Genomic DNA, 26,863 nt, shown 5'->3' with positions numbered 1-26,863 from the left:
CCCACGCCCAGGCGATGCCCCGCTCGGCGCGCACCGTCGCGCGCACCGGGACCGTGCGCGCGGCCGGCCGCGGCGACCGCGTCGCGGCCGGGGTCTCCCACACCGTCCTCGTGATCTGGTGCATCCTCGTCATCGCACCGATGATCTGGGTGTTCATCGGCTCGTTCAAGACGAGCGCCGAGATCTTCGCGTCGCCGTTCTCGCTGCCGGCGCACTGGTCGTTCACCAACTACGAGAACGCGTGGGTCGACGCCCAGATCGGGCGGGCCTTCGTCAACACGATCATCGTGGTCGGGACCGCGCTGGTGCTCGTCATGCTCCTCGGGGCGATGTGCGCGTACGTGCTGGCCCGCTTCGAGTTCCCGGGGCGCCGGGCCATCTACTACCTGATGCTGGCCGGGCTGACGTTCCCGGTCTTCCTCGCGATCGTGCCACTGTTCTTCGTGCTCCAGAACGCGGGTCTGCTCGGCACGCTCCCGGGCCTGATCGTGGTCTACGTCGCGTTCGCGCTGCCGTTCACGGTGTTCTTCCTGTACGCGTTCTTCCGCGGGCTGCCCGACGACATCGCCGAGGCCGCGGCGATCGACGGCGCCGGCCACTGGCGGACGTTCTTCCAGGTGATGCTGCCGATGGCGACCCCGGGCATGGCGTCGGTGGCGATCTTCAACTTCCTGGGCCTGTGGAACCAGTTCATCCTGCCGATCGCGCTCAACCCGGACCAGCAGAACTACGTGCTGTCGCAGCGGTTGGCGGCGTTCGTGTCGTCGGCGGGGTACGCGGTGGACTTCGGCGCGATGTTCGCGGCCGTGGTGGTGACGATCGTGCCGGTGCTGATCGCCTACCTGATCTTCCAGCGCCAGCTCCAGGGGTCGGTCACGGCGGGCACGATGAAGTAGCTTCCGGACGCCGCACGGACCTGCGGCCGGGCGGCGTGGAGCGTCGGTGGCCTGACCTAGGCTGACGGACATGGCCGACCCAGCGACCTACCGCCCGAAGCCGGGGGAGATCCCCACGTCGCCCGGCGTCTACCGGTTCCGCGACGCGCACGGCCGCGTGATCTACGTGGGCAAGGCGAAGAACCTGCGGGCGCGGCTGTCGAACTACTTCCAGGACGTGGCGCACCTGCACCACCGCACGCAGAGCATGGTCACGACGGCGGCTTCGGTCGAGTGGACGGTCGTGGGCACCGAGGTCGAAGCGCTGGCGCTCGAGTACTCGTGGATCAAGGAGTACGACCCGCGGTTCAACGTGAAGTACCGCGACGACAAGTCGTACCCGTACCTCGCGGTGACGATGGCCGACGAGGTGCCGCGCGCCCAGGTGATGCGCGGCGCCAAGCGGCCCGGCACCCGGTACTTCGGGCCGTACGGCCACGCCTGGGCCATCCGCGAGACGCTCGACCTCCTGCTGCGCGTCTTCCCCGTCCGCACCTGCTCGGCCGGCGTCTACCGCCGCGCGCACCAGACCGGCCGTCCGTGCCTGCTGGGCTACATCGACAAGTGCTCCGCCCCGTGCGTCGGCCGGATCGGGATCGACGAGCACAAGCAGCTCGCCCAGGACTTCTGCGACTTCATGGCAGGCGACACGCAGCGGTTCGAGCGGCGGCTGACGGCGCGGATGAACGAGGCGGCGGCGTCCATGGAGTACGAGCAGGCCGCCCGCCTGCGCGACGACATCCAGGCGCTGCGCCGCGCCACGGAGAAGAACGCCGTCGTGCTCCCCGACGCGACCGACGCCGACGTCTTCGCGCTCGCGGGCGACGAGCTCGAGGCCGCCGTCCAGGTGTTCCACGTGCGCGGAGGGCGCATCCGCGGTCAGCGCGGCTGGGTCGTCGAGAAGGTCGAGGACGTCACCGACGCCGAGCTCGTCGAGCACCTGCTGCAGCAGGTGTACGGGGCCGTCGAGGACGCCCGTGCGGCGGCGGCCGAGGCCGACCTCGACACCGAGGGGCGCGCCGCGTCCCGCCGTGAGGTGCGCGACGCCGTCCCGCGCGAGGTGCTGGTGCCCGTGCTGCCCCCGGACCCCGAGCAGATGACGGCCTGGCTGACGGGCCTGCGGGGAGCGCGGGTCGAGCTGCGGGTGCCGCAGCGCGGCGACAAGCGCGAGCTCGCCGCCACCGTGAAGGCGAACGCCGAGCACGCGCTCGCGCTGCACCGCACGCGCCGTGCAGGTGACCTCACCACGCGCAGCCAGGCGCTCCGCGAGATCCAGGAGGCGCTGGCGCTGGAGTCGGCGCCGCTGCGCATCGAGTGCTACGACATCTCGCACACGCAGGGCACCTACCAGTCCGCGTCGATGGTGGTGTTCGAGGACGGGCTGCCGCGCAAGAGCGAGTACCGCACGTTCTCGGTCCGTGGCCCCGAGGGCGACGGCGCGCGCGACGACACCGCGGCCATGCACGAGGTGATCACGCGCCGGTTCCGTCGCTATCTGAGCGACCGGCTGGCCTCCGGCGACGTCGAGCTCGACGACAGCGACGACGGTGACGACGGTGACCACAGCGGGGGCCGCCCGCCGCGCGCGCCCGCCGGCCCGCGCTCCGGCGAGGTCCCCGCCGAGGAGCCGGGGGAGCGCAAGCGCTTCGCGTACCCGCCCAACCTCGTCGTGGTCGACGGCGGCCCGCCGCAGGTGGCCGCGGCGCAGCGCGCTCTCGACGAGCTCGGCGTCACCGACGTGGCGCTGTGCGGGCTCGCCAAGCGGCTCGAGGAGGTGTGGGTCCCGGGCGACGACTACCCGGTGATCCTGCAGCGCTCGTCCGAGGGGCTGTACCTGCTCCAGCGAGTCCGTGACGAGGCGCACCGGTTCGCCATCACGCAGCACCGGCGACGCCGGAGCAAGGGCATGGTGACGTCCGTCCTGGACGACGTGCCGGGCCTCGGGCCGGCGCGCCGCAAGGCGCTCCTGAGCACCTTCGGCTCGGTCAAGAAGCTGCGTGCGGCGAGCGTGGACGAGATCGCCCAGGTGCGTGGCATGGGCCGCCGCACCGCCGAGGCCGTCGTCGCCGCGCTCCGGAGCGACGCCCCGGCCCACGCCACCCCGGCCGACGACAACCCGGCCGACGACACCCCGGCGACCGCCGACCCTCGCACCACCGACGCGAACAGCGCGCCGACCAGCCAGGACGCCGCGCGCCCTGGCATGCTGGGCGCATGAGCGAGCCGGACCCCATCACCGTCCCGCAGGGCATCCCCGAGATCGAGGCCACCACGCCCGCCCCCGAGCAGGTCGAGCCCGAGGTGCTGATCATCACGGGCATGTCGGGCGCCGGCCGGTCGCGGGCCGCGGGCGTGCTGGAGGACCTCGACTGGTTCGTGGTCGACAACCTGCCGCCGATGATGATCGTGCCGCTCGTCGACCTCATGACCCGTGCGGGCTCCTCGGTCGAGCGCCTCGCCGTGGTGGTCGACGTGCGCGGCCGGGAGTACTTCGCCGAGCTCGCCCGGGTGCTCCAGCACCTGCGCGAGGCGGGCGTGAGCTACCGGATCCTGTTCCTCGACGCGCGCGACGACACGCTGGTGCGCCGGTACGAGAGCGTCCGCCGCCCGCACCCGCTGCAGGGCGAGGGGCGGATCCTCGACGGCATCGCCGAGGAGCGCCGCGCGCTCGCGTCGATCTCCGAGCGTGCGGACGTCGTCATCGACACCTCCGAGCTGTCCGTCCACGACCTCGCGCGGGAGGTGCGCGCGGCGGTCGCGGACGGTGCCCCCGACGCGCTGCGGGTGAACGTGCTGGCCTTCGGCTTCAAGTACGGGATCCCGCTCGACGCCGACCACGTCGTGGACGTCCGCTTCCTGGCGAACCCGTACTGGATCACCGAGCTGCGCCACCTCACGGGCCGGGACGCCCCGGTGCGGGAGTACGTCCTCGCCCGGCCCGGGGCGCGGGAGTTCGTGGACCGGTACGTCGCGGCGCTCGAGCCCGTCCTGGCCGGCTACCTGGCCGAGGAGAAGCGGTACGTGACGATCGCGGTCGGGTGCACCGGGGGCAAGCACCGCTCGGTCGCGATCGCGGGCGAGATCGCCAAGCGGCTGCGGGACGCGGGCCAGCGGGTCTCCCTCACGGCGCGCGACCTGGGGAAGGAGTGACGACGCCGGTCTCGAGCCCGGGGGCGCCGGCGGTGACGGCGCTCGGGGGAGGGCACGGCCTGTTCGCGAGCCTGTCCGCGCTGCGCCTGATGTCCGACCGGCTGACCGCCGTCGTGACCGTCGCGGACGACGGCGGGTCCTCGGGGCGGCTGCGCGACGAGCTCGACGTCCTCCCGCCCGGCGACCTGCGCATGGCGCTCGCGGCCCTGTGCGACGACTCGGAGTGGGGCCGCACCTGGAGCGACCTGCTGCAGCACCGGTTCGTCTCGGGCGGCAGCCTGGACAAGCACGCGATGGGCAACCTCATGATCGTCGCGCTGTGGGAGCTGCTCGGCGACACCGTGACCGGGCTCGACTGGGTCGGCAAGCTGCTCGGGGCGCGCGGTCGGGTGCTGCCGATGGCGTCCGTGCCCCTGGTCGTGGAGGCGGACGTGCGCGGCGACGGCCCGTCCCTGGAGACCGTCGTCGGGCAGAGCCGGGTCGCGCTGACCGAGGGCCGGATCGAGCAGCTGCGGCTGGTGCCTCCGGACCCGCCGGCGTGCCCGGAGGCGGTGGAGGCGGTGCGCGCCGCCGACTGGGTGGTGCTCGGCCCCGGCTCCTGGTACTCCTCGGTCCTCGTGCACCTGCTGGTGCCGGAGCTCGCCCGGGCGCTCCACGAGACCGACGCGCGGGTGTGCGTGACGCTGAACCTGGCGGCCGAGCGCGGGGAGACCCAGGGCCTCACGGCCACCGACCACCTCGAGGCGCTCTACCGGCACGCTCCGGGCCTGCGCGTCGACGCGGTGCTTGCCGACCCGTCCGCCGTCGAGGACGTGGACGAGCTCGCGACGGCCGCCGGAGCCGTGGGTGCCCGGCTCCTCATGCGCCAGGTCCGTCGCGGCGACGGGACGGCGCGGCACGACCCGCTGCGTCTCGCGGCGGCGTACCGGGACGTGTTCGAGGGCGTCTACGGGGACGTCTGACGGGGCGCCGCCCGCGTCGGGGGTGCTTGCCGCGCGTGGCAGGATGACGCCATGGCGCTGACGGCAGAGGTGAAGGACGAGCTCGCGCGGATCAAGGTGACCCGGACGTCGTGCCGCAAGGCGGAGGTCTCGGCGACGCTGCGCTTCTCCGGCGGGCTGCACATCATCTCGGGCCGCGTGGTGATCGAGGCGGAGCTGGACGACGAGGCGGCCGCGGCGCGGCTGCGACAGGCGATCACGGAGCTCTACGGGCACACGAGCGACCTGATCGTGGTGCAGGCCGGTGGGCTGCGCAAGAACAACCGGTACGTGGTGCGCGTGGTGCGCGACGGCGAGTCGCTCGCCCGCCAGACCGGGCTGCTGGACTCCCGGGGGCGGCCCGTGCGCGGGCTGGCCCCCGAGGTGGTCTCGGCGGGGGTCGCGGAGGCCGAGGCGGTGTGGCGCGGGGCGTTCCTCGCGCACGGCTCGCTCACGGAGCCGGGCCGGTCGATGGCCCTGGAGGTCACGTGCCCGGGGCCCGAGGCGGCGCTCGCGCTCGTCGGGGCCGCCCGGCGCCTCGGCGTGCAGGCGAAGTCGCGCGAGGTGCGCGGCGTGGACCGTGTCGTGGTGCGCGACGGCGAGGCGATCGGCGAGATCCTGCGGCGGATGGGCGCGGTGCGCACCCGCGAGGTCTGGGAGGAGCGGCGGGCGCGCCGGGAGGTGCGCGGCACGGCCAACCGGCTCGCGAACTTCGACGACGCGAACCTGCGCCGGTCGGCGCGGGCCGCCGTCGCGGCGGGCGCCCGGGTGCAGCGCGCCTTCGAGATCCTGGGGGAGGACGTGCCGGAGCACCTGCGCCAGGCGGGGGAGCTGCGCCTGGCGCACAAGCAGGCGTCGCTGGAGGAGCTCGGTCAGCTGGCCGAGCCGCCGCTGTCCAAGGACGCCGTCGCCGGCCGGATCCGCCGGCTCCTGTCCACCGCCGACAAGCGTGCCCTGGAGGTCGGCGTCCCGGACACGGAGTCCGGCCTCAGCCCGGACCTCCTCGACCTCTGACCCGCCCTGTCCGTATGGTCAGACCACATGTCTCACGGGGTCGCCGAGGGTCAGCGGCACGGCCGATTCGGGTATAGGCTCATTCCGTCAGGTGACGACGACGTGACCCGAGGCTGACCGCCCGGTGGAAGAACGTCGGGTGGTTCCGGGGTCACGACGTGAATCATCAGCACGCCCTTCACGGCGTGCGGAAGTCGGCATCAACCGTGTGCGCCGGGATCTCACCGGCGCGCCCTGAGGAGGGCAATCGTGACCATCCGCGTCGGGATCAACGGCTTCGGTCGGATCGGACGGAACTTCTACCGCGCTCTCGTGGAGTCGGGTGCGGACATCGAGGTCGTCGGCGTCAACGACCTGACCGACAACAAGACTCTGGCCCACCTGCTGAAGTACGACACGGTGCTGGGCCGCTTCCCGAAGTCGGTCGACTTCGACGACGACAACATCATCGTCGACGGCCAGAAGATCCGTGCGCTCGCCGAGCGCGACCCCGCGAACCTCCCCTGGGGCGAGCTGGGCGCGGACATCGTCATCGAGTCCACCGGTTTCTTCACCGACGCCACCAAGGCCAAGGCGCACATCGACGCCGGCGCCAAGAAGGTCATCATCTCCGCTCCGGCGAAGAACGAGGACGCGACCTTCGTGATGGGTGTGAACAACGACCAGTACGACCCGGCCGCGCACCACATCATCTCGAACGCGTCCTGCACGACGAACTGCCTCGCGCCGCTCGCCAAGGCCCTCAACGACTCGATCGGCATCGAGCGCGGCCTCATGACGACGATCCACGCGTACACCGGCGACCAGAACCTGCAGGACGGCCCCCACAAGGACCTCCGCCGCGCCCGCGCCGCCGCGCAGAACATCGTGCCGACCACCACGGGTGCCGCCAAGGCCGTCGCGCTGGTCCTCCCGGAGCTGAAGGGCAAGCTGGACGGCTACGCCCTGCGCGTCCCGGTCATCACCGGCTCGGCCACGGACCTCACCTTCGAGGCTCCGAAGGAGGTCACGGTCGAGGAGGTCAACGCCGCGGTCAAGGCCGCCGCCGAGGGCCCGCTCAAGGGTGTGCTCGAGTACGTCGAGGACGACATCGTCTCCACGGACATCGTCACCAACCCGCACCAGAGCATCTACGACGCGAAGCTCACCAAGGTGATCGGCAACCAGGTCAAGGTCGTCTCCTGGTACGACAACGAGTGGGGCTACTCCAACTCCCTCGTGTCGCTGACGGTCTTCGTCGGCGAGAAGCTCTGACGACTCCGGCGCCCGACACCGCTCGAGCGTGAGTCACGACGTCCGCGTGCGCGCCGAACTCCGGCCGCGCACGCGGACGTCGTCATGTACGGACCAGACCACCCCGGCCCGGCTGGTCGCGGACGCCTCACGGCCGTGCCGCACGCACCGGGCCCTGACGGACAGGTGTGCCCCATGAAGACCATCGACACCCTGGGCGAGCTGCGCGGCAAGCGCGTCCTCGTCCGCTCGGACTTCAACGTGCCGCTCGACGGCACCACCATCACGGACGACGGCCGGATCAAGGCCGCGCTGCCCACGCTGAAGCGCCTCACGGACGCCGGTGCGCGCGTCGTCGTGACGGCCCACCTCGGCCGCCCCAAGGGCGAGCCGAACCCCGACTACTCCCTCGCGCCCGTGGCCGCACGCCTCGGCGAGCTGCTGGGCCAGGACGTCGCCCTGGCCGGCGACGTGACGGGCCCGTCGGCCCAGGAGACCGTCGCCGCGCTGGCCGACGGCCAGGTGGCCCTCCTGGAGAACGTGCGCTTCGACGCCCGCGAGACCTCGAAGGTCGACGCCGAGCGCGAGGAGCTGGCGGGCGAGCTGGCCGCGCTGGCCGACGCCTTCGTGTCCGACGGCTTCGGCGTCGTGCACCGCAAGCAGGCGTCCGTCTACGACGTCGCGAAGCTGCTCCCCGCGGCAGCGGGCGACCTGGTCCTCAAGGAGGTCGAGGCGCTCTCGCGTGCGACCACCGACCCGCAGCGGCCGTACGCCGTCGTGCTGGGCGGCTCGAAGGTCTCCGACAAGCTCGGGGTCATCGAGAATCTCCTGACGAAGGCCGACCGGCTGCTCATCGGCGGTGGCATGGTCTTCACCTTCCTCGCGGCGCAGGGCCACTCCGTGGGCTCGTCGCTGCTCGAGTCCGACCAGGTGGACACCGTGAAGGGCTACCTCGCCCGGGCCGCCGAGTCGGGCGTGGAGATCGTCCTGCCGACCGACATCGTCGCCGCCGACTCGTTCGCCGCCGACGCGCCGCACCGCACGGTGCCGGCCGACCAGATCCCCGACGGCACGATGGGCCTCGACATCGGCCCCGAGTCCGGGGCACTGTTCGCCGCCCGGCTCGCCGACGCGAGGACCGTCGTGTGGAACGGCCCGATGGGTGTGTTCGAGTTCGACGCGTTCGCGGCGGGCACCCGCGCCGTCGCGCAGGGCATCGTCGACGCGACCGCGGCGGGCGCGTTCTCGATCGTGGGCGGCGGCGACTCGGCCGCGGCCGTGCGCGTGCTCGGGTTCGACGAGGCCGGCTTCAGCCACATCTCCACGGGCGGCGGCGCCAGCCTGGAGCTGCTCGAGGGCAAGGACCTCCCGGGCCTCGCCGTCCTCGCCGACTGACGCCGACCGACCGTCGACCGACCCTTCCCACCCAGCACGAGAGAACGGGAGCCCATCGTGGCCACCACCCGCACGCCCCTGATGGCGGGCAACTGGAAGATGAACCTGGACCACACCGAGGCGCTCGCCGCGGTGCAGAAGCTCGCGTGGACCCTCAAGGACGCGAAGCACGACTACGCGGCCGTCGAGGTGGCGGTGCTGCCGCCCTTCACGGACCTGCGGTCCGTGCAGACCCTGGTCGAGGCGGACAAGCTCGAGATCCGCTACGGCGCGCAGGACCTGTCCCGGCACGAGTCCGGTGCGTTCACCGGCGAGGTCTCGGGTGCGATGCTCGCCCGTCTCGGCGCCACGTACGTGGCGGTGGGCCACTCGGAGCGCCGCGAGTACCACGCGGAGAACGACGACCTGGTCAACGCCAAGGTCCGTGCCGCCTTCGCGCACGGGCTCGTCCCGATCCTGTGCGTGGGGGAGGGTCTCGACGTCCGCAAGGCCGGCGAGCAGGTGCCCTACACCCTCGCGCAGGTCGAGGCCGCGCTCGTGGACGTCCCGCGCGAGCAGGCTCTGCAGGTCGTCATCGCCTACGAGCCCGTCTGGGCGATCGGCACGGGCGAGGTCGCGACCCCGGAGGACGCGCAGGAGGTGTGCGGCGCCATCCGTCGCGTGCTGGCGGACGTCTACGACGCGGAGGTCGCCGACGCGGTGCGCGTGCTGTACGGCGGCTCCGTGAAGTCGGGCAACGTCGCGCAGATCATGGCGCAGCCCGACGTCGACGGCGCCCTCGTGGGCGGCGCGAGCCTCGACCCCGTCGAGTTCGCGAAGATCGCGCGCTACCAGTCGCACGTCGCCTGACGCGACACCCCACGGCGGGCCCGGGCCCGCACGACGGACGCCTCCTGGGATCGTCACCGGATGGAAACATCGGTGTTCGCCTCGGGAGGCGTCCGTCACTTACTCTTGACCCGGCCGGGACGACGTCCTGGTCGGGTGACGAACAGATGCCCGCCCCGCGGGCGGACGACGAACGAGGACAGCCGAGGACACCGTGGACGTTTTGCAGATCATCCTTCAGGTTCTCCTGGTGATCACCAGCGCCTTCCTGACCCTGCTCATCCTGATGCACAAGGGCAAGGGCGGCGGGCTGTCCGACATGTTCGGCGGGGGGATCTCGAGCGCGGCGGGCAGCTCCGGCGTCGCCGAGCGCAACCTCAACCGGATCACGGTGAGCTTTGCGCTCGTCTGGTTCGTCGTGATCGTGCTGCTCGGTCTCATCACGAAGGTGAGCTGAGCGAGCACGAGCACGACCATCACCGGCTCGGGCCCAGGCTCGGCCGGTGCGGGGGCACACGGGCCGGGCGCCAGCCGGGCCCGACGGTTCACGAAGATCGTCCGTGGGTGGCACACCCACTGAATCGAAGGTGAGGACGACAGGACGTGGCTACAGCCGGTCATGCGATCCGGGGCTCGCGCGTGGGTGCGGGTCCGCTGGGAGAGTCCGAGCGCGGCGAGGCGGCACCCCGGGTGCGGGTCTCCTACTGGTGCGCGAACGGGCACGAGACGACACCGAGCTTCTCGGCGAACGAGGACGTCGAGCCTCCGGAGTTCTGGGACTGTCCGCGCTGCGGCTTCCCCGCCGGGCTCGACGCGGCCAACCCGCCGTCGCCGGTGCGGAACGAGCCGTACAAGACGCACCTGGCGTACGTGAAGGAACGCCGCTCCGAGGAGGACGGTGCCGCCCTCCTCGAGGAGGCCCTCGCGACGTTGCGGGCGCGCCGGACGGGGCTGCGGCGGGCGAGCTGACGCCGCCCGCTCCCCGAGGACCCTGCTGCCGGACGTCCACCTGTCGAGACGGTGGCGCCGGGCGTAGTCTGGCCGCATGTTCGAGGAAGGTCAGCTCTACGCCCCCGTCACCGAGGACGAGCACGGCGTCACGGTGCACCTCACGGACGACCACCCCGGCGCGAACGACCCGGAGTACCGGCGCCGGCGCGAGGCCATCGCGGGCCCCGCGCTGCGCTGGTCGCCGGGCGACCCCGTGCCCCGCGTCGAGTACACGGACGCGGAGAACGAGATCTGGCGCACGGTGTGCACGGAGCTCGCCCCGAAGCACGAGCGACTGGCGATCCGCGGCTACCTCGAGGGCAAGGAAGCCCTCGGCCTGCCGACCGAGCGGGTGCCGCAGCTCGACGAGGTGAGCGCCGGCCTGGAGCCGCTCAGCGGGTTCCGGCTGCACCCGGCCGCGGGGCTCGTGCCGCTGGACCAGTTCTACGGCTCGCTCGCCGACGGCGTCTTCCACTCCACGCAGTACCTGCGCCACGGGTCGCAGCCCCTGTACACGCCCGAGCCGGACATCATCCACGAGGTCGTGGGCCACGGGAACCTGCTCGCGAACCCCGCGATCGCCGACGTGAAGCGCCGGGCGGGCGAGGCGGCGCGCCGGTGCGAGACCGCCGAGGGGCTCCAGTTCGTGGCGGACGTCTTCTGGTTCACGATCGAGTTCGGCGTGATGTACGAGGACGGGGAGCTGCGCGCCTACGGCGCCGGCCTGCTGTCCTCGTACGGCGAGATCGAGGAGTTCCGCGGCGCCACCATCCTGCCCCTCGACTTCTACTCGATGGGCACCGTGGAGTACGACATCTCGCACTACCAGCCCACCCTGTTCGCGTGCGACGGGATGAGCGAGCTCACCGAGCGCGTGGGGGAGTTCTTCGCGGAGTTCGACGACGAGACGCCCGCCCGGCTGCTCGCGGACCGCCACCGGTCGGCGAGCTAGCGCACGCACGCCTTCCGCGTGCCCGTGCGCCGTACGCACGCGAGGACGCGCCCGCGGTGAACCGGATGTTCACGCGGTGTTGGCCTGTCGGCCCGGAGCCGCCGCGATACTGTCCGCCAAGCGATGTCGTCCCCGCCCCCGTCGGTCGTGCCGGCGGCGTGCACCCGTGGAGGTCTCCCGTGCGCGTACTCCTGCGACGCCTGGCGCGCGGCGTCCCTCCCTCTCCTCGCCAGCGCCTCCGGCCGGGTGTCGCGCTTCCGCTCCCCGTCGACGTGGTCGACGGGGCGGTGCTGCTCGTCGGTCCGCACGACGAGCAGCCGCGACGCGCCATGATCGTCACCGACCCGGCGTCGGGCGGAATGGCGGCGACGGAGGCGCTCGCCTCGCGCCTCGAGGGGTTCGACGTGACCGTCGTGCGGGTGGGCGTCTCTCCGGAGCGTGACCGGGACCCCGCGCACGACTCCGTCACCGTGGTCGACGTCCCGGACCTTGCGGCCTGGGCCAGCGTGACTCGGCGGCTTCCTGCTCCCGACCTCGTGATCGACCTCACCGAGGACGGCAAGGACGTGCACGCCCGCGTGTGGCGCCGCGGCTTCCTGAACCTGCGGCAGGGCGGTGTCCACCTGGTGCGTCACCGCGCCGGCGCCGGGCCGTTGGAGGACTCGTGCGCCCGCGTGGTGCACAGGGCCGTCGGGGCTGTGGGCCGGGGGGTGGCGGAGAAGCTGCCGGACCCGCGCGACCGGGCCCTCGCGGCGTCGGTCGAGACGCTGACCCTCGCCCCCACCCACACGGTGGTGGTCAAGCGGGGCGTCCACCACCTCAAGGTGCGCGAGTCCGAGGTGGGGAAGGTCGTCGCAGGCCGGTCGAGCGACGTCACCGCACAGGTGGTGGCACGGCGTGCGGCGGGCACGCTCCGATCACCGACCCGGGTGCACGGTGCGCTCCCGCGGGACGGGGAGCTCGCCACGTCGGTGGCCTATCCGGCGGCGACGGTCCGGGTGTACGAGGGACCGGTGACCGTCGCGCCGCGAGGGCTCGTGCACGCTGCCGGGATGATCCTGCCGGAGTCGTTCAGGTACCCGTACGCCACGACGCTGACGAGCCCTGGGGCGGACGACGTCGACGCCGCCTTCGCACGGGTCCCCGCACGCCATCGCGCGGTCAGGCACCTGCCGGGCACGTACTTCCACCTGGACCCGTTCCTCGCCTCGCACTTCGGCCACCTCATGGTCGAGACCGTCCCCCGGCTGTGGGGCTGGGGACACGTGCGGGCGCTCTACCCCGACGCCAAGGTCATCCTCCAGGCGCGTACCCCCGGCGACCGGGTCAGCACCCTCGACCGTCGGCTGCTCGGCGCGTACGGGATCGACGCCGAGGACGTCGTCGTGGTCGACGGGCCGGTGCGCGTGGACCGGCTGGCGGGTGCCAGCCCGCTGCTGCACTACGCGGAGCCCTACTCGATCCATCCGTCGTTGGTGTCGACCTGGGACCGCCTCGCCGACACGCTCGTGCGGCCGGAGATCGAGGGCCACGGAGAGCGGATCTTCGTCTCGCGCCCGGCGGGCCGGATGAAGCGCGACTGCCGGAACACCGACGAGGTCGAGGAGATCTTCCGAGGCTTCGGGTTCACCGTCGTCCACCCCGAGGTGCTCTCGCTGCAGGAGCAGGCGTCCGCCTTCGCGCGGGCGAAGGTGATCGCAGGCTTCGGTGGCTCGGGGATGCTCAGCCTGATCTATGCCCGTCAGGTCGAGACCGTGATCGTGCTGAACCAGGAGGGGTACACCGCGCGCAACGAGTACGTCGTCTCCCTGCTGCTCGACTGCGACGTGCACTTCCTGTGGAGCGCCGGCGACGTGCCGCAGCCCGACGAGGGCTGGTCGAGCGAGGCGTTCTTCTCGGCGTGGGACTTCGACGTCGAACGGAACATCGACGAGCTCCGGGGGCTGCTCGGGTCGTCGTGACGTCCGGTGAGCGACCCGGTCGACCTCGCCGTCAGGCGGGCGTCGCCGCCGCGACGTCCAGCAGCCACAGCGTCCGCTCGGTGCCGCGGGCCCCGGCCGCCGGGACGTCGGTGACCGCCCCGCCGGCCAGGGCCGCAGCGGCCTGCTCCGCCTTCTCGGCTCCGGCAGCGACGACCCACACCTCGCGTGCGCGGCGGAGGGCGTCGAAGGTGAGGGAGACGCGCTCCGGCGGCGGCTTGGGCGAACCGTGCACCCCCACGGTCGCGCCGCCGGCCGCCAGGCCCTCGTGGCCGGGGAACAGCGACGCGACGTGCCCGTCCGGTCCCATGCCGAGCAGCAGCACGTCGAACTCCGGCACGGCCGGGCCCTCCGACGCGGAGGCGGGCTCCGCCGCCGCGGCGAGCTCGGCCGCGTAGGCCGCGGCCGACTGCTCGGGCGTCTCCACGGTGACGCCTTCGACGACGGCGCCGAGCGCCGGCATCGCGTGGACCTGTCCGGCGGGCAGACCGGAGTCAGCGACGAGCGCGTCCACCAGGGCGGCGCGGGCCTGGGTCTCGTTGCGGTCCGGGTAGCCGTCGGGCAGGAACCGCTCGTCGCCCCACCACAGGTGCACCCCAGACCAGTCCACGGCCGGTCGCAGCGGGCTCGCGGCCACGGCCTCGAGCGTCCTGATCCCCACGGTCCCGCCCGTGAGGACGGCGTGCACCGGGGTGCGGACCGACTGCGCGTCGAGCAGGCGGGTGAGCAGCCGGGCCGCGGCGGCCTCCGCGAGGACCGTGGCGTCGGGGTGGACGACGACGAGCGGCGCGCTCACGCCTTGGCCTTCGCCTTCGCCCGGACGGTCTCGACGCGCGTGAGGCCCTTGGTGAGCACCTCGCCGTAGAGCTCGTCGGGGTCGAGGCGCCGCAGCTCCTCGATGAGGGCCTCGCTCAGCGCGCGGATGGGCAGCGCCATCCGGCGCTCCGGCTTCTCGGGCTGCGTGATCGTCACGACGCGCCCGTCGGGGCGGTCGAGCACGATGGGCCCGCTCTTGCGCTCGAGCGTCACGCGGGTGATGGCGTCGTCGCTGTCCGTCCGCACGACCGTGGCGGGGCAGCGCAGGCGCTGACCGAGCCAGGCGGCCAGCAGGTCGAGGGACGTGTGCTGCTCCTGGCCCTCGACCGTCACCGCCGTGACGGGCTCGAACGGAGGCTGCTCCACCGCGGCCGCGATGAGCCCCCGCCACAGGGTGACGCGCGCCCACGCCAGGTCGGTGTCGCCCGGGCTGAACGTTCCCGCCAGGCGGTGCAGCATCGCGACCGGGTCGGCCGCCGTCGTCGTGTCCGTGATGCGGCGCTGGGCCATCGCGCCCATCGGGGACGCCGACGGGTCGTCCGGGCCGCCCGTCGGCCACCACACGACGATCGGGGCGTCGGGCAGCAGCAGGGGCATGACCAGGGTGTCCGGGTGGTCGAGCATCGGCCCGCCGGCGCGCAGCACGACCACCTCGGAGGCGCCCGCGTCGCCGCCGACGCGGATCTCGGCGTCGAGCCGCGGCGCGGAGCGGTCGCGCTGCGCGAGCGGCGCGACCACCACGACCCGGCAGGGGTGCTCGTGGCTGGCCTGGTTCGCGGCGCGGACGGAGTCCTCGATGTCGGCCTCCTCCGCAACGACGACGAGCGTGAGGACCCGGCCGAGCGCCACCGCGCCGCCCTCGTCGCGCAGGTGGGCGAGCCGCTTGCCGACCGCGTTCGTGGTCGTGTCCGGCATGTCGATGATCATCGGGGCTCTCCTGGGTGGATGAGGCTCGGGTGGGGGCGGCTCGCCGCGGCGCGCGCGTCGCCGTACGGGGCGGGGGCGGGCCTCACGGGCGCCGCCACGAGCGGCCGTCGCGGGCCATCATCTTGTCGGCGGACTCCGGGCCCCACGTGCCCGACGCGTACTGCTCCGGCTTGCCCTTGCCCGCCCAGTAGGCGGTCACCGGGTCGAGGATCTTCCAGGAGAGCTCGACCTCCTCGCGGGTCGGGAAGAGCGGCGGGTCGCCCAGGAGCACGTCGAGGATGAGGCGCTCGTAGGCCTCGGGGGAGGACTCGGTGAACGAGTGGCCGTACCCGAAGTCCATCGTGACGTCGCGGACCTCCATGGCGGTGCCGGGGACCTTGGCGCCGAAGCGCAGGGTGACGCCCTCGTCGGGCTGCACCCGGATGACCAGCGCGTTGTTGCCCAGGTCGGACGTGAGCGACGACTCGAAGGGCAGGTGCGGCGCCTTCTTGAAGACGACGGCGACCTCCGTCACGCGGCGGCCGAGGCGCTTGCCGGTGCGCAGGTAGAACGGCACGCCGGCCCAGCGCCGGTTGTCGATCTCGAGCTTCACGGCGGCGAACGTCTCGGTGGTGGAGTCGGGGTTGAAGCCCTCCTCCTCGAGGAACCCGACGACCTTCTCGCCGCCCTGCCACCCGGAGGCGTACTGCCCGCGGGCGGTGTGCCGGCCGAGGTCGCGGGGGAGGCGGACGGAGGACAGCGCCTTGATCTTCTCGGCGCGCAGGGCCTCGGCGTCGAAGTTGACCGGCTCCTCCATGGCGACGAGGGCCAGGAGCTGCAGCAGGTGGTTCTGGATGACGTCGCGGGCGGCGCCGATGCCGTCGTAGTAGCTCGCGCGGCCGCCGATGCCGATGTCCTCGGCCATCGTGATCTGCACGTGGTCGACGTAGTTGCTGTTCCACAGCGGCTCGAACATCTGGTTCGCGAACCGCAGGGCGAGGAGGTTCTGGACCGTCTCCTTGCCGAGGTAGTGGTCGATGCGGAAGACCGACTCCGGGTCGAAGACCTGGGAGACGACGGCGTCGAGCTCGCGCGCGCTCTCGAGGTCGTGCCCGAACGGCTTCTCGATGACGACGCGGCGCCACGCGTCCGGGGAGGACTTGGACAGCCCCGACTCGGACAGCTGCCGGCAGACCTGGGGGAACGCGCTGGGCGGCACGGACAGGTAGAAGGCGTGGTTGCCGCCGGTGCCGCGCTCGGCGTCGAGCTGCTCGACGGTCTGGCGAAGGCGCTCGAACGCCTCGTCGTCGTCGAACGACCCCTGCACGAAACGGATGCCCTCGGCGAGCTGGCGCCAGGTGGCCTCGCGGAAGGGCGTGCGGGCGTGCTCCTTGACGGCGTCGTGCACGACCTGCGCGAAGTCCTCGTCCTCCCAGTCGCGGCGGGCGAAGCCCGTCAGCGCGAACCCGGGCGGCAGCAGGCCGCGGTTGGCCAGGTCGTAGACGGCGGGCATGAGCTTCTTGCGGGACAGGTCGCCCGTGACCCCGAAGATCACGAGGCCGCTGGGCCCGGCGATGCGGGGCAGACGCAGGTCGAGGGGGTCGCGCAGGGGGTTGTGCTCGGCGGTGATCTTGGCCGGTCTCACGAGGTGGGCACCGTTCTTCGTCGTGCGGGCGGGAGGTGGTGCGGACCCGGGGGCGCCGTGGCGCCCCCGGGGGAGAGCTCAGGCGCCCTGGGCCTTCAGCCCGGCGGACGCGGTGTCCAGGAGCTCGGTCCAGGAGTCCTCGAACTTGCGGACGCCGTCCGTCTCGAGGTGGTCGGTGACCTCGGTGAGGGAGACGCCGAGGGCCTCGATGGTCTCGATGGTGCGGCGCGCCGCGCCCGCGGTGCCGCGGACCGTGTCGCCCGTGACGACGCCGTGGTCGGCGAACGCCTGCAGCGTCGGCTCGGGCATCGTGTTCACCACGCCGTCCGTGACCAGCTCGGAGACGTACAGGGTGTCGGAGTACTCCGGGTTCTTCACGCCCGTCGACGCCCACAGCGGCCGCTGCGGGTGCGCGCCGGACGCCGCGAGCGAACGCCACCGGTCCGTGCCCACGAACTGCTCGTAGGCCTCGAAGGCGAGGCGGGCGTTCGCGACGGCGGCCTGGCCGCGCAGGTCGAGGGCCTCGGGGGTGCCGATCTTCTCCAGGGCGGCGTCCACCGAGGAGTCGACCCGCGAGACGAAGAACGACGCCACCGATCCGACCGGGCCGAGGTCGATGCCGTCGGCGCGCGCCTGCTCGAGGCCGATCGCGAACGCCTCCATGACGGCGCGGTACCGCTCGATGGAGAAGATCAGGGTGACGTTGACGCTGATGCCCTGGGCGAGGGTCCGCGAGATCGCGTCCAGACCGGGCACGGTCGCGGGGATCTTGATGAAGACGTTCGGGCGGTCGACGGTGCGCCACAGCCGCTCGGCGACGACGACGGTCTTGTCGGCGTCGTACGCGAGGCGGGGGTCGACCTCGATCGACACGCGGCCGTCCACGCCGTCCGTGGCGTCGTAGACCGGGCGGAGGAGGTCGGCGGCGGCGCGGACGTCGTCGGTGGTGATCGTCTCGACGGCGGAGTCCACGTCGCTGCCGGCGAGCTCGGCCAGCTGCGCGTCGTACGCGTCGCCGCTGGAGAGCGCCTTGGCGAAGATCGTGGGGTTCGTCGTCACGCCGACGACGCCGCGCTCGGCGACGAGGGCCGCGAGGTTGCCGCTGCGCAGGCGCTCCCGCGACAGGTCGTCGAGCCAGATGGACACCCCGGCGCCGGTCAGGTCGGTGATCGGGGCGGGGACGGTGCTCTGCGTCATCGGACGTCCTTCCAGGTCGGAGACCCCCGCCGGCGATGTCTCGACGAGGGCCGGGTGGGGCGCCGCCGGGCGACGCCCCACCCTGGGAATCTACGAGCGCTCAGGCGGCGTCGCCAGCGCCGCGCACGGCGGCGAGCGACTCCCGGGCGGCGGCCGCGACGGCCTCCGCCGTGATCCCGAACTCCCGGTACAGCGTCTGGTAGTCGGCCGACGCTCCGTAATGCTCGAGCGAGACGCTGCGGCCGGCGTCACCGACCACGTCGCGCCAGCCCTGGGCGACGCCCGCCTCGACGGAGACGCGCGCCTTCACCGCGGACGGGAGCACCGACTCGCGGTACGCGGCGTCCTGCTTGTCGAACCACTCGCGGCTCGGCATGGACACGACGCGGGCGGCGATCCCCTCGGCGGCGAGCTGCTCGCGCGCCTGGACGGCGAGCTGCACCTCGGAGCCGGTGCCGACGAGGACGACGTCGGGTGCGCCGGTCTCGTCGTTCGTCGCGTCCAGCAGCGTGTACGCGCCCTTGAGGGTGCCCTCGGCGCCGGCGAAGCCGTCGGTGCCGCGCGGGAACGTCGGGACGTTCTGGCGGGTGAGCACGATGCCGGCGGGGTTGGCCGTGTTCTCGAGGATGCCGCGCCAGGCCCAGGCGGTCTCGTTCGCGTCCGCGGGGCGCACGACGTCGAGGCCGGGGATGGCGCGCAGCGCGGCGAGGTGCTCGACGGGCTGGTGCGTGGGGCCGTCCTCGCCCAGGCCGATGGAGTCGTGGGTCCACACGAACGTCGTCGGGATCTCCATGAGCGCCGCGAGGCGCACCGAGGCGCGCATGTAGTCCGCGAACTGCAGGAAGGTGCCGCCGTACGGGCGGGTGAGACCGTGCAGCACGATGCCGTTGAGGATCGCGCCCATGCCGTGCTCGCGGATGCCGAAGTGCAGGGTGCGCCCGTAGGGGTTGCCCGGGAACTTCTTGGTCGCGTGCTCGACGGGGATGAACGACGGCTCGCCGTCCATCGTGGTGTTGTTCGAGCCGGCGAGGTCGGCGGAGCCGCCCCACAGCTCGGGCAGCACGTCCTTGAGCGCGGTGAGCACCTTGCCGGAGGCGGCGCGGGTGGCGACACCCTTCTCGGAGGCCTCGAAGACGGGCAGCTCGTCGGTCCAGCCGGCGGGCAGCTCGTGCGCGGCGAGGCGGTCGAGCAGGGCGGCGCGCTCCGGGGCGGCGGTGCGCCACGCCTCGTACGAGCGGTCCCAGGCGGCGCGCTGGTCGGCCTGGCGCCCGGCGACGTCGCGGGTGTACTCGAGGACCTCGTCGTCGACCGCGAACGTGGCCTCCGGGTCCAGCCCGAGCGCGACCTTGAGGCCCGCGACCTCGTCGGCGCCCATCGCGGAGCCGTGGATGCCGCCGGTGTTCTGCTTGGTGGGCGACGGCCAGCCGATGATGGTGCGCAGCGCGATGAACGACGGGCGGTCGGTCTCGGCCTTCGCGGCCGCGATGGCCGCGGCGAGCGCGTCGACGTCCTCGGCGTAGCCGGTGCCGCCCTGCGTCCAGTCCACCCGCTGGGTGTGCCAGCCGTACGCGGCGTAGCGCGCGAGGGTGTCCTCGGTGAACGCGATGTCCGTGTCGTCCTCGATGGAGATCTTGTTGTCGTCCCAGATCACCACGAGGTTGCCGAGCTTCTGCGTGCCGGCGAGCGACGACGCCTCGGAGGTGACGCCCTCCTGCAGGTCGCCGTCGGAGGCGATGACGTACACGTGGTGGTCGAACGGCGACTCGCCGGGCGCGGCGTCGGGGTCCAGCAGACCCCGCTCGCGGCGGGCCGCGAACGCCATGCCGACGGCGGAGGCGAGGCCCTGGCCGAGCGGGCCGGTGGTGATCTCGACGCCGGGGGTGTGCCGGTACTCGGGGTGGCCGGGGGTCTGCGAGCCCCAGGTGCGCAGCGCCTCGAGGTCGTCCAGCTCCATGCCGTAGCCGGAGAGGAACAGCTGCAGGTACAGCGTGAGCGAGGAGTGGCCCGCGGAGAGGACGAACCGGTCACGACCGACCCAGTGCGGGTCGGAGGGGTCGTGCCGCATCGTCTTGCCGAACAGCAGGTACGCGGCGGGTGCCAGGGAGATGGCGGTGCCGGGGTGGCCGTTGCCGACCTTCTCGACGGCGTCGGCCGCCAGCGCCTTGATGGTCTTCACCGCGCGGTCGTCGAGCGAGCTCCACTCGAGCGGGGCGACGACGGGGTCGAACGCGTTCACAGATGTGCCTCTTTCCTGCCCGGAGCGAGCCCCGGGTGATTGCTGCTGCTCTGCCGGTACGGGGCGCCGTCGCGTCGGACGCCGCAGGGGGTCCTCGGGGGCGACGGCGGGGCACGGTGGCGCGGGGCCGGCCGGGGTGGACGGCCCGCAGTTCACCGTTGTGCAGCACCACCCTAGCGCCGAGCATTCCCGGCACGCCTGTCCCGGCACGGTTCGTCCCACCAGTTGAGCGGGGCGCCGCGCCCGCCGGAGGATGTCCGGGGAGATGACGCCTGCGCGGGCATTTCTCACAGCGCAGAGGGCGTCGCCCCGGCCGCCGTGACGCTGACCTCGGCGTACGATGAGGCGGCGACCGTCCCACGTCGCCCGAGCTCCCCGGACCCCCAGCCGAGAACGGACAAGCACGCGCGTGAGCACCACGAGCACCACGACGTCCCACCCCCAGGCGCCGACCCGCGCGGCCGTGCGGGCCGAGCGCGAGCGTGCCGATGCGGACCGGGCGGACCGCCGCGACGCGGACCAGGGCGGGGGCGCGCCGGGTGCCGGATGGCGTGACCGGCTCGGGGCGTACGTCGCGCTGACCAAGCCGCGCATCATCGAGCTGCTGCTCGTCACGACGCTGCCGACGATGATCCTGGCCGAGGGCGGTCTGCCGTCGCTGTGGCTGGTGCTGCTGACCCTCGTGGGCGGCACGCTCGCCGCCGCGTCGGCGAACGTCTTCAACTGCTACCTGGACCGCGACATCGACCAGGTGATGAACCGCACCAAGCGACGCCCCCTGGCCACGGGGGAGATCACCCCGCGGGCGGCCCTCGTGTTCGCCACCGTGCTCGGCGTGGTGTCGCTGCTGTGGTTCGCCCTGCTGGTCAACGTCCCGGCGGCGTGGCTCACCTTCGCGGCCATCGCGATCTACGTGGTCGGCTACACGATGATCCTCAAGCGGCGCACGCCCCAGAACATCGTGTGGGGCGGGATCGCGGGCTGCATGCCCGTCTTCATCGGCTGGGCCGCGGTGACGGAGTCGCTCAGCTGGGCCGCCGTGGCGCTCTTCGGCGTGATCTTCTTCTGGACGCCGCCGCACTACTGGCCGCTGTCCGTGAAGTTCAAGAAGGACTACGCCAACGCCGGCGTCCCGATGCTGCCGGTCGTCGCCACGGACCGCCGCGTGGCGGTCGAGATGGTCGCGCACACCGTCGCGATGATCGCCTGCTCGCTCGCGCTGATCCCGCTCGCCGGGATGTCCTGGTTCTACTCAGCGGTCGCGGTGGTGTCGGGCGGCTGGTTCCTCTGGCTCGTCATCGCGATGCTGCGCCGCGCGGACCACCCCGAGCGCGGCAAGCTCGGCGCGATGAAGGTCTTCCACGGCTCGATCACGTACCTCACGGTGCTCTTCATCGCCGTCGCGGTGGACGTCTTCCTGCCGTTCTGAGCCCACGGCGGCCCGCCGTCCCCGCCGGTTCCGCGCCGGCGGCCGCCGGCGTCCCGGGCGCCCGTCGCCGCGCCTCGGGCCCGGGCGTCACCGCCCCGGGGCATGATGTCCCGGTGCCCGACGTGTCGTCCGCCCCGCCCCTCCCGCCCGCCCTGGCGACCGCGCTGCAGGACTACCTGGCGCACCTCGGCGTGGAGCGCGGCCTCTCGGCCAACACCGTGGCGGCCTACCGCCGCGACCTGGGTCGCTACGCCCGGCACCTGCACGCGACCGGGCGCTCGGTGCTCGGCGACGTGGGGGAGCGGGACGTCGAGGAGTACGTGGTGGTGCTCCGCCAGGGGTCGGACGGCGGGGCGCCGCTCTCCCCGTCGTCGACGGCGCGCGCGCTCGCGGCGGTCCGTGGCTGGCACCGGTTCGCTCACGCCGAGGGCACCACGAGCGCCGACCCGGCGTCGCAGGTGCACGCCCCGAGCGCGCTGCGGCGGCTGCCGCACGCGCTGTCGATCGACGAGGTGGCCCGCCTGCTCGACGCGGCGGGCGCCGGGGACGGCCCGGTGCCGCTGCGCGACCGGGCGCTGCTCGAGCTGCTCTACTCCACCGGCGGCCGGATCAGCGAGGTGGTCGGGCTCGACGTCGACGACGTCGACGGTCTCCTCGACGCCGAGGGCGGGCGCGGCGGCGCTCCCGACGACGACGGCGTGCCGCGCGCGGGGTCCGTCCGCCTGCGCGGCAAGGGGGATAAGGAGCGCGTCGTGCCGGTCGGGTCGTACGCGCGCACGGCGCTGGAGGCGTACCTGGTGCGGGCGCGGGCGGCGCTCGCGGCGGCGGGCCGCGGGACCCCGGCGCTGTTCCTCAACACGCGCGGCGCGCGCCTGTCGCGACAGAGCGCCTGGTCGGTGCTGCAGGGCGCGGCGGAGGACGCGGGGCTGACCCAGCACGTGTCGCCGCACACGCTGCGGCACTCGTTCGCCACCCACCTGCTCGCCGGCGGGGCGGACGTGCGCGTGGTGCAGGAGCTGCTGGGGCACGCCTCGGTGACGACCACGCAGATCTACACGATGGTGACGCGCGACGCGCTGCGCGAGGTCTACGCCGCCGCCCACCCCCGAGCCCTCGGCTGAGCCCTTGCGGCGGTCCGGGCGGAAGGGCGGCGCGCCCGGCGTGCCGCCCTGGCCCCGGGAGGCCCTGGGGTAGCGTGACGCAGGTGAGCGAGGGACTCGGGAGCGACACCATGACGCAGACGACCACGAGCGACGCCTCACCGGCCGCGGTCACCGCGACCAGCCCCGTGCCGGGCAGTCCGGCCGGCGGGCCCGAGGAGCCGCGCACCGACGTCGTCGGGCGGCCCCTGCCCGACTTCCGCGACCCCGCGCCGCTGGCGTCCCACGGGCCCGCGCGCATCGTCGCGATGTGCAACCAGAAGGGCGGCGTCGGCAAGACCACCACGACGATCAACCTGGGCGCCGCGCTCGCCGAGTACGGCCGCCGCGTCCTCCTGGTCGACTTCGACCCGCAGGGCGCCGCCTCGGTGGGCGTCGGCGTCAGCCCGCACGACCTCGACCTCAGCGTCTACAACCTGCTCATGGAGCGCGACGTCAGCTACACCGACGTGCTGCAGCCCACGAACATCGAGGGCCTGGACGTGCTGCCCGCGAACATCGACCTGTCGGCCGCCGAGGTGCAGCTGGTCGGCGAGGTGGCCCGCGAGTCGGTGCTCGCCCGCGCGCTGCGCCCGGCCCTCGACGACTACGACGTGATCCTCGTGGACTGCCAGCCGTCGCTCGGCCTGCTCACGGTCAACGCCCTCACGGCCGCGCACGGCGTGCTCATCCCGCTGGAGTGCGAGTTCTTCGCCCTGCGCGGCGTCGCGCTGCTCGTGGAGACGATCGAGAAGGTGCGCGACCGGCTCAACCCCGCGCTGGAGATCGACGGCATCCTGCCGACCATGTACGACTCGCGCACCCTGCACTCGCGCGAGGTCGTGGCCCGCGTGCACGAGGCGTTCGGCGACACGCTGCTGCACACCGTCATCGGCCGCACCGTGAAGTTCCCCGACGCGTCGGTCGCGGCGGAGCCCATCACGAACTACGCCCCGACCCACGCCGGTGCGGCCGCGTACCGGCAGCTCGCGCGGGAGCTCGTCGCCCGTGGCGACGCCGCCTGACGTCGCCCCGGAGCAGGGCCCGGCGGTCGGCCCGGCCGACGGGTCCGAGTCTCGGCCGGGGTTCGAGGTGCACCTCGACAACTTCTCCGGCCCGTTCGACCTGCTGCTCTCCCTGATCGCGAAGCACGAGCTCGACGTCACCGAGGTGGCGCTCGCGGCCGTGACGGACGAGTTCGTCGCGCACATCCGTGCGGCCGACGAGGCCGCGCGCGAGGCGACCGCACGCGGCGAGGAGCACCCGTCGTGGGACCTCGGCACGGCGAGCGAGTTCCTCGTGATCGCGGCCACCCTGCTCGACCTCAAGGCCGCGCGGCTGCTGCCGGGGGTGGTCGAGGAGGACGCCGAGGACCTCGAGCTGCTGGAGGCCCGCGACCTGCTGTTCGCCCGGCTGCTGCAGTACCGGGCGTACAAGGAGGTCTCCCGGCTCTTCGCCGAGCGGCTCGAGACCGAGGGCCGCCGCGTCCCGCGGTCGGTCCCGCTCGAGCCGCATCTCACGGCGCTGCTGCCGGAGCTGGTGTGGACCCTCGACGGCGCGCGCCTCGCCGAGCTGGCGGCCAAGGCCCTGGAGCCCAGGCTTCCGCCCGTGGTCGGGCTCGACCATCTGCACGCCCCCGCGGTGAGCGTGCGGGAGCAGGCGGGCGTGGTGGCGCGCCGCCTGCGGCGCGAGCACGTCGCGACGTTCCGCGCCCTCGTGGCGGGGGAGGAGCGGCTCGTGGCCGTGGCGCGCTTCCTCGCGCTGCTGGAGCTGTTCCGCTCGGGGCGGGTGGCGTTCGAGCAGGCGACCGCCCTCGGTGAGCTCACCGTGCGGTGGACGGCAGGAGCCGGCGGCGACCGCGACGACAGCCGCGACGCCGATCACGACGACCCCGACGTCGAGGACGACGACGCGCTCGCGGCGGGGTTCGAGGAGTTCGACGGGACGCCGCCGGGACAGGACGACGGCGGGGGCGCGTCCCGGGCCGGTGGCGCAGGCGTGACGGAGGTCGTGGCATGACGCAGGGGACGGACGAGCGCGAGGACGCCGTCGAACCGGAGACCGAGACGGAGACCGGGTCGAGGGTCGGGTCGGAGGTCGAGGGCGCGCCGGCCGAGGTCGAGGTGGACGTCGACGACCTCCCGGGCGGGTTGCCGGCGGCGCTGGAGGCGGTGCTCATGGTCGCGGAGTCCCCGGTGCCCGTGGAGCGGCTCGCGGCGGGGGTCTCCCGGCCCGTGCAGGAGGTCGCCGGGGTGCTGGAGGACCTGGCGGCGGAGTACCGGGGCGAGACGGGCGGCCGGCCGCGGGGCTTCGAGCTGCGCGAGGGCGCCGAGGGCTGGCGCGTCTACTCGGCGCGCGCCCAGGCCGACGTCGTGGGCGCCTTCGTGCTCGAGGGGCAGTCGTCCCGCCTCAGCCAGGCGGCGCTGGAGACCCTCGCCGTCATCGCGTACCGCCAGCCCGTGACGCGCGGGCAGGTCTCGGCGGTGCGGGGGGTCAGCGTCGACGGTGTGGTGCGCACCCTGCTGGCGCGTGGCCTCATCGCGGAGACGGGCCAGGACCCGATGACCGGGGCGGTGCTCTTCGGCACGACGGGCGAGTTCCTCGACCGGATGGGCTGGGCGTCGCTCGACGCCCTGCCGCCGCTGGCCCCGCACCTGCCGGACGTGGGGGAGGCGATCGCCCTGGACCCGTCCTCGGCCCTCCGCAGCGGGCTGGCGGAGGACGGGCTCGGCGCCTGACGGTCGGTGGCCCGGCCGTCAGGCGCCCACGGCGGTGCCGACGCGGTGGCCGCCCGGGCCGTCGCTCGGGTCGTCAGGCGATCGTCGCGTCGACCGTGACGTCGACGTTCCCGCGCGTCGCGTTCGAGTACGGGCAGACCTGGTGCGCGGCGGCGACGAGGGCGTCGGCCGTGGCCTGGTCGACGCCGCCGAGCTCGGCGTGCAGGGCGACGGCGAGCCCGAACCCGCCCTCGGGCGTCGGGTGCAGCGAGACCTCGGCCACGACGGCGGAGTCGCTCACGGTGGCCTTCTCCCGCCGCGCGACGAGCTTCAGCGCGGAGTGGAAGCAGGCGGCGTACCCCGCGGCGAAGAGCTGCTCGGGGTTCGTGGCGCCGCCCGCGCCGCCCATCTCCTTGGGGATCGCGAGGTCGACGTCGAGCACCCCGTCGTCGGTCCGGGAGCGTCCGTCCCGACCGTCCCCGGTGGCCGTGGCGACTGCGGTGTAGATCGCGCTCATGATGTGCGCCCTCTCGGTAGAGTTACTAGTTCGTCTACTAGATCACGCGGCGCCCGTCGCCGCAAGCAGGCGCCCGTGGTGCGCCGGACATGAGAGGTTGGGCAGATGGAGACCAGCAGGCCCGAGGAACCGGCGCGCGGACCGGCCGGTCAGCCCCGCGGGCAGGGTCGTGGGCAGGGTCGTGGGCAGGTGCGCGAGCGGATCGTCGAGGCGGGCAGCGCGCTGTTCTACGCCGAGGGGGTCCGCGCGGTGAGCGCGGACAAGGTCATCGCGGCCGCCGGGGTGTCGAAGGTCACCTTCTACCGGCACTTCCCGACGAAGGACGACCTCGTCGTCGCGTACCTGGACGGGCTCGCCGCGACGGAGCGTGCGCGGCTGGAGGAGCTCCGGTCGCAGCACCCGGGCGACGCGGAGGGCACGCTCGAGGCGCTCGCGGGCGCCCTCGGCGAGGTGGCCCGGGGCGACCGGTTCCGCGGGTGCGCGTTCGTCAACGCCGGCGCCGAGTTCGCCGACCCCGCCCACCCCGTCCGCCGTGCGGTGGCCGGCCACCGGGCCTGGTACACGAGCTTCCTGGCGGCCGTCGCGCGCGACGGCGGCGCCGACGACCCGTCGGCGGCGGCCGCCGAGCTGATGATGCTGCGCGACGGGGCGATGGTGTGCGGGGACGTCGACGACGCGAGCGTCGTCGCGCCTCGCCTCGCCGCGGGCTTCGCCGCGGTGCTGGCCGCCCATCGACGGGGATGACCGGCGCGTCGGGCGGTGCACGGGCGGCCGTGTCGAGCAGGTCGGGACGGACCTGAGACAA

General features: G+C 73.4%; 24 protein-coding genes. 18 read left to right on the top strand and 6 right to left on the bottom strand.

Features of this window, described 5'->3' with window-relative positions; all coding sequences use genetic code 11:
- The first annotated feature begins 14 nt into the window (after positions 1–14).
- The 12 genes from ACH436_RS04415 (at position 15) to ACH436_RS04360 (ending at position 13,438) form a co-directional block, all read left to right on the top strand.
- Positions 15–896, top strand: a complete 882-nt coding sequence (locus ACH436_RS04415) for a carbohydrate ABC transporter permease (RefSeq protein WP_430559153.1) — start codon at positions 15–17, stop codon at positions 894–896.
- Between the two features lie 70 nt (positions 897–966).
- Positions 967–3,153 (top strand): excinuclease ABC subunit UvrC, encoded by a 2,187-nt coding sequence (uvrC, locus tag ACH436_RS04410; RefSeq protein ID WP_430558942.1) that lies wholly within the window; start codon positions 967–969, stop codon positions 3,151–3,153.
- Positions 3,150–4,085, top strand: coding sequence for an RNase adapter RapZ (gene rapZ, locus ACH436_RS04405; RefSeq protein WP_430558941.1), 936 nt, complete (start codon positions 3,150–3,152; stop codon positions 4,083–4,085). Before uvrC ends, rapZ begins: the two co-directional genes overlap by 4 nt.
- Positions 4,082–5,047, top strand: coding sequence for a uridine diphosphate-N-acetylglucosamine-binding protein YvcK (gene yvcK, locus ACH436_RS04400; protein ID WP_430558940.1), 966 nt, complete (start codon positions 4,082–4,084; stop codon positions 5,045–5,047). Before rapZ ends, yvcK begins: the two co-directional genes overlap by 4 nt.
- 51 nt (positions 5,048–5,098) lie before the next feature.
- Positions 5,099–6,079, top strand: coding sequence for a DNA-binding protein WhiA (whiA, locus tag ACH436_RS04395; RefSeq protein ID WP_430558939.1), 981 nt, complete (start codon positions 5,099–5,101; stop codon positions 6,077–6,079).
- Between the two features lie 249 nt (positions 6,080–6,328).
- A complete protein-coding gene (gap, locus tag ACH436_RS04390; protein WP_430546145.1) occupies positions 6,329–7,333 on the top strand; it encodes a type I glyceraldehyde-3-phosphate dehydrogenase in 1,005 nt (334 codons plus the stop codon).
- A 174-nt stretch (positions 7,334–7,507) separates the two neighbouring features.
- Entirely contained in the window at positions 7,508–8,707 is a 1,200-nt protein-coding gene (locus ACH436_RS04385; RefSeq protein ID WP_430558938.1) for a phosphoglycerate kinase, read from the top strand.
- An 81-nt stretch (positions 8,708–8,788) separates the two neighbouring features.
- Positions 8,789–9,556 carry a triose-phosphate isomerase gene (gene tpiA / locus ACH436_RS04380; protein WP_430559152.1) on the top strand — a complete coding sequence of 256 codons (768 nt, stop codon included), beginning with the start codon at positions 8,789–8,791 and terminating at the stop codon, positions 9,554–9,556.
- A gap of 193 nt (positions 9,557–9,749) precedes the next feature.
- Positions 9,750–9,992 (top strand): preprotein translocase subunit SecG, encoded by a 243-nt coding sequence (gene secG, locus ACH436_RS04375; protein WP_380326827.1) that lies wholly within the window; start codon positions 9,750–9,752, stop codon positions 9,990–9,992.
- A 146-nt stretch (positions 9,993–10,138) separates the two neighbouring features.
- The gene (locus tag ACH436_RS04370; protein ID WP_430558937.1) at positions 10,139–10,504 is read left to right on the top strand and encodes an RNA polymerase-binding protein RbpA; all 366 of its coding nucleotides are present in this window, start codon (positions 10,139–10,141) and stop codon (positions 10,502–10,504) included.
- A 76-nt stretch (positions 10,505–10,580) separates the two neighbouring features.
- Complete coding sequence (locus ACH436_RS04365) at positions 10,581–11,477, top strand: phenylalanine 4-monooxygenase (protein ID WP_430558936.1); 897 nt, start codon at positions 10,581–10,583, stop codon at positions 11,475–11,477.
- A gap of 272 nt (positions 11,478–11,749) precedes the next feature.
- The gene (locus tag ACH436_RS04360) at positions 11,750–13,438 is read left to right on the top strand and encodes a glycosyltransferase family 61 protein (protein ID WP_430558935.1); all 1,689 of its coding nucleotides are present in this window, start codon (positions 11,750–11,752) and stop codon (positions 13,436–13,438) included.
- A 31-nt stretch (positions 13,439–13,469) separates the two neighbouring features.
- Here ACH436_RS04360 and pgl read toward each other — a convergent pair whose 3' ends face one another.
- The 5 genes from pgl to tkt all read right to left on the bottom strand — a co-directional run bounded on the left by pgl (position 13,470) and on the right by tkt (position 20,256).
- Positions 13,470–14,252: a 6-phosphogluconolactonase gene (gene pgl, locus ACH436_RS04355; protein WP_430558934.1), complete on the bottom strand. Its 783-nt coding sequence runs from the start codon at positions 14,250–14,252 to the stop codon at positions 13,470–13,472.
- The gene (opcA, locus tag ACH436_RS04350) at positions 14,249–15,199 is read right to left on the bottom strand and encodes a glucose-6-phosphate dehydrogenase assembly protein OpcA (protein ID WP_430558933.1); all 951 of its coding nucleotides are present in this window, start codon (positions 15,197–15,199) and stop codon (positions 14,249–14,251) included. The genes pgl and opcA overlap by 4 nt, the downstream gene beginning before the upstream one ends.
- An 82-nt stretch (positions 15,200–15,281) precedes the next feature.
- The gene (gene zwf / locus ACH436_RS04345; protein ID WP_430558932.1) at positions 15,282–16,823 is read right to left on the bottom strand and encodes a glucose-6-phosphate dehydrogenase; all 1,542 of its coding nucleotides are present in this window, start codon (positions 16,821–16,823) and stop codon (positions 15,282–15,284) included.
- Positions 16,824–16,901: 78 nt separating this feature from the next.
- Positions 16,902–18,020 (bottom strand): transaldolase, encoded by a 1,119-nt coding sequence (tal, locus tag ACH436_RS04340; RefSeq protein WP_430558931.1) that lies wholly within the window; start codon positions 18,018–18,020, stop codon positions 16,902–16,904.
- A 100-nt stretch (positions 18,021–18,120) separates the two neighbouring features.
- The gene (tkt, locus tag ACH436_RS04335) at positions 18,121–20,256 is read right to left on the bottom strand and encodes a transketolase (RefSeq protein WP_430558930.1); all 2,136 of its coding nucleotides are present in this window, start codon (positions 20,254–20,256) and stop codon (positions 18,121–18,123) included.
- A gap of 409 nt (positions 20,257–20,665) precedes the next feature.
- On the opposite strand from tkt, the gene ACH436_RS04330 reads away from it, so the two are divergent.
- The 5 genes from ACH436_RS04330 (at position 20,666) to ACH436_RS04310 (ending at position 25,562) form a co-directional block, all read left to right on the top strand.
- Positions 20,666–21,685, top strand: a complete 1,020-nt coding sequence (locus ACH436_RS04330) for a heme o synthase (protein ID WP_430558929.1) — start codon at positions 20,666–20,668, stop codon at positions 21,683–21,685.
- A gap of 113 nt (positions 21,686–21,798) precedes the next feature.
- Positions 21,799–22,806, top strand: coding sequence for a site-specific tyrosine recombinase XerD (locus tag ACH436_RS04325; protein ID WP_430558928.1), 1,008 nt, complete (start codon positions 21,799–21,801; stop codon positions 22,804–22,806).
- A gap of 74 nt (positions 22,807–22,880) precedes the next feature.
- Entirely contained in the window at positions 22,881–23,849 is a 969-nt protein-coding gene (locus ACH436_RS04320) for a ParA family protein (RefSeq protein ID WP_430558927.1), read from the top strand.
- The gene (locus tag ACH436_RS04315) at positions 23,833–24,843 is read left to right on the top strand and encodes a segregation and condensation protein A (protein ID WP_430558926.1); all 1,011 of its coding nucleotides are present in this window, start codon (positions 23,833–23,835) and stop codon (positions 24,841–24,843) included. Before ACH436_RS04320 ends, ACH436_RS04315 begins: the two co-directional genes overlap by 17 nt.
- Positions 24,840–25,562, top strand: a complete 723-nt coding sequence (locus ACH436_RS04310; RefSeq protein WP_430558925.1) for an SMC-Scp complex subunit ScpB — start codon at positions 24,840–24,842, stop codon at positions 25,560–25,562. Before ACH436_RS04315 ends, ACH436_RS04310 begins: the two co-directional genes overlap by 4 nt.
- Before the next feature lie 73 nt (positions 25,563–25,635).
- On the opposite strand, the gene ACH436_RS04305 is transcribed toward ACH436_RS04310, so the two are convergent.
- Positions 25,636–26,058 carry an organic hydroperoxide resistance protein gene (locus ACH436_RS04305; protein WP_430558924.1) on the bottom strand — a complete coding sequence of 141 codons (423 nt, stop codon included), beginning with the start codon at positions 26,056–26,058 and terminating at the stop codon, positions 25,636–25,638.
- Positions 26,059–26,163: 105 nt separating this feature from the next.
- On the opposite strand from ACH436_RS04305, the gene ACH436_RS04300 reads away from it, so the two are divergent.
- Positions 26,164–26,802 (top strand): TetR/AcrR family transcriptional regulator, encoded by a 639-nt coding sequence (locus ACH436_RS04300; RefSeq protein ID WP_430558923.1) that lies wholly within the window; start codon positions 26,164–26,166, stop codon positions 26,800–26,802.
- The last annotated feature ends 61 nt before the right edge of the window (positions 26,803–26,863 follow it).

It is taken from the genome of Isoptericola sp. NPDC019693 (assembly GCF_044389085.1).
In the GTDB taxonomy this organism is placed as follows: domain Bacteria; phylum Actinomycetota; class Actinomycetes; order Actinomycetales; family Cellulomonadaceae; genus Isoptericola.
This window is presented reverse-complemented; position numbering and strand designations above follow the sequence as displayed.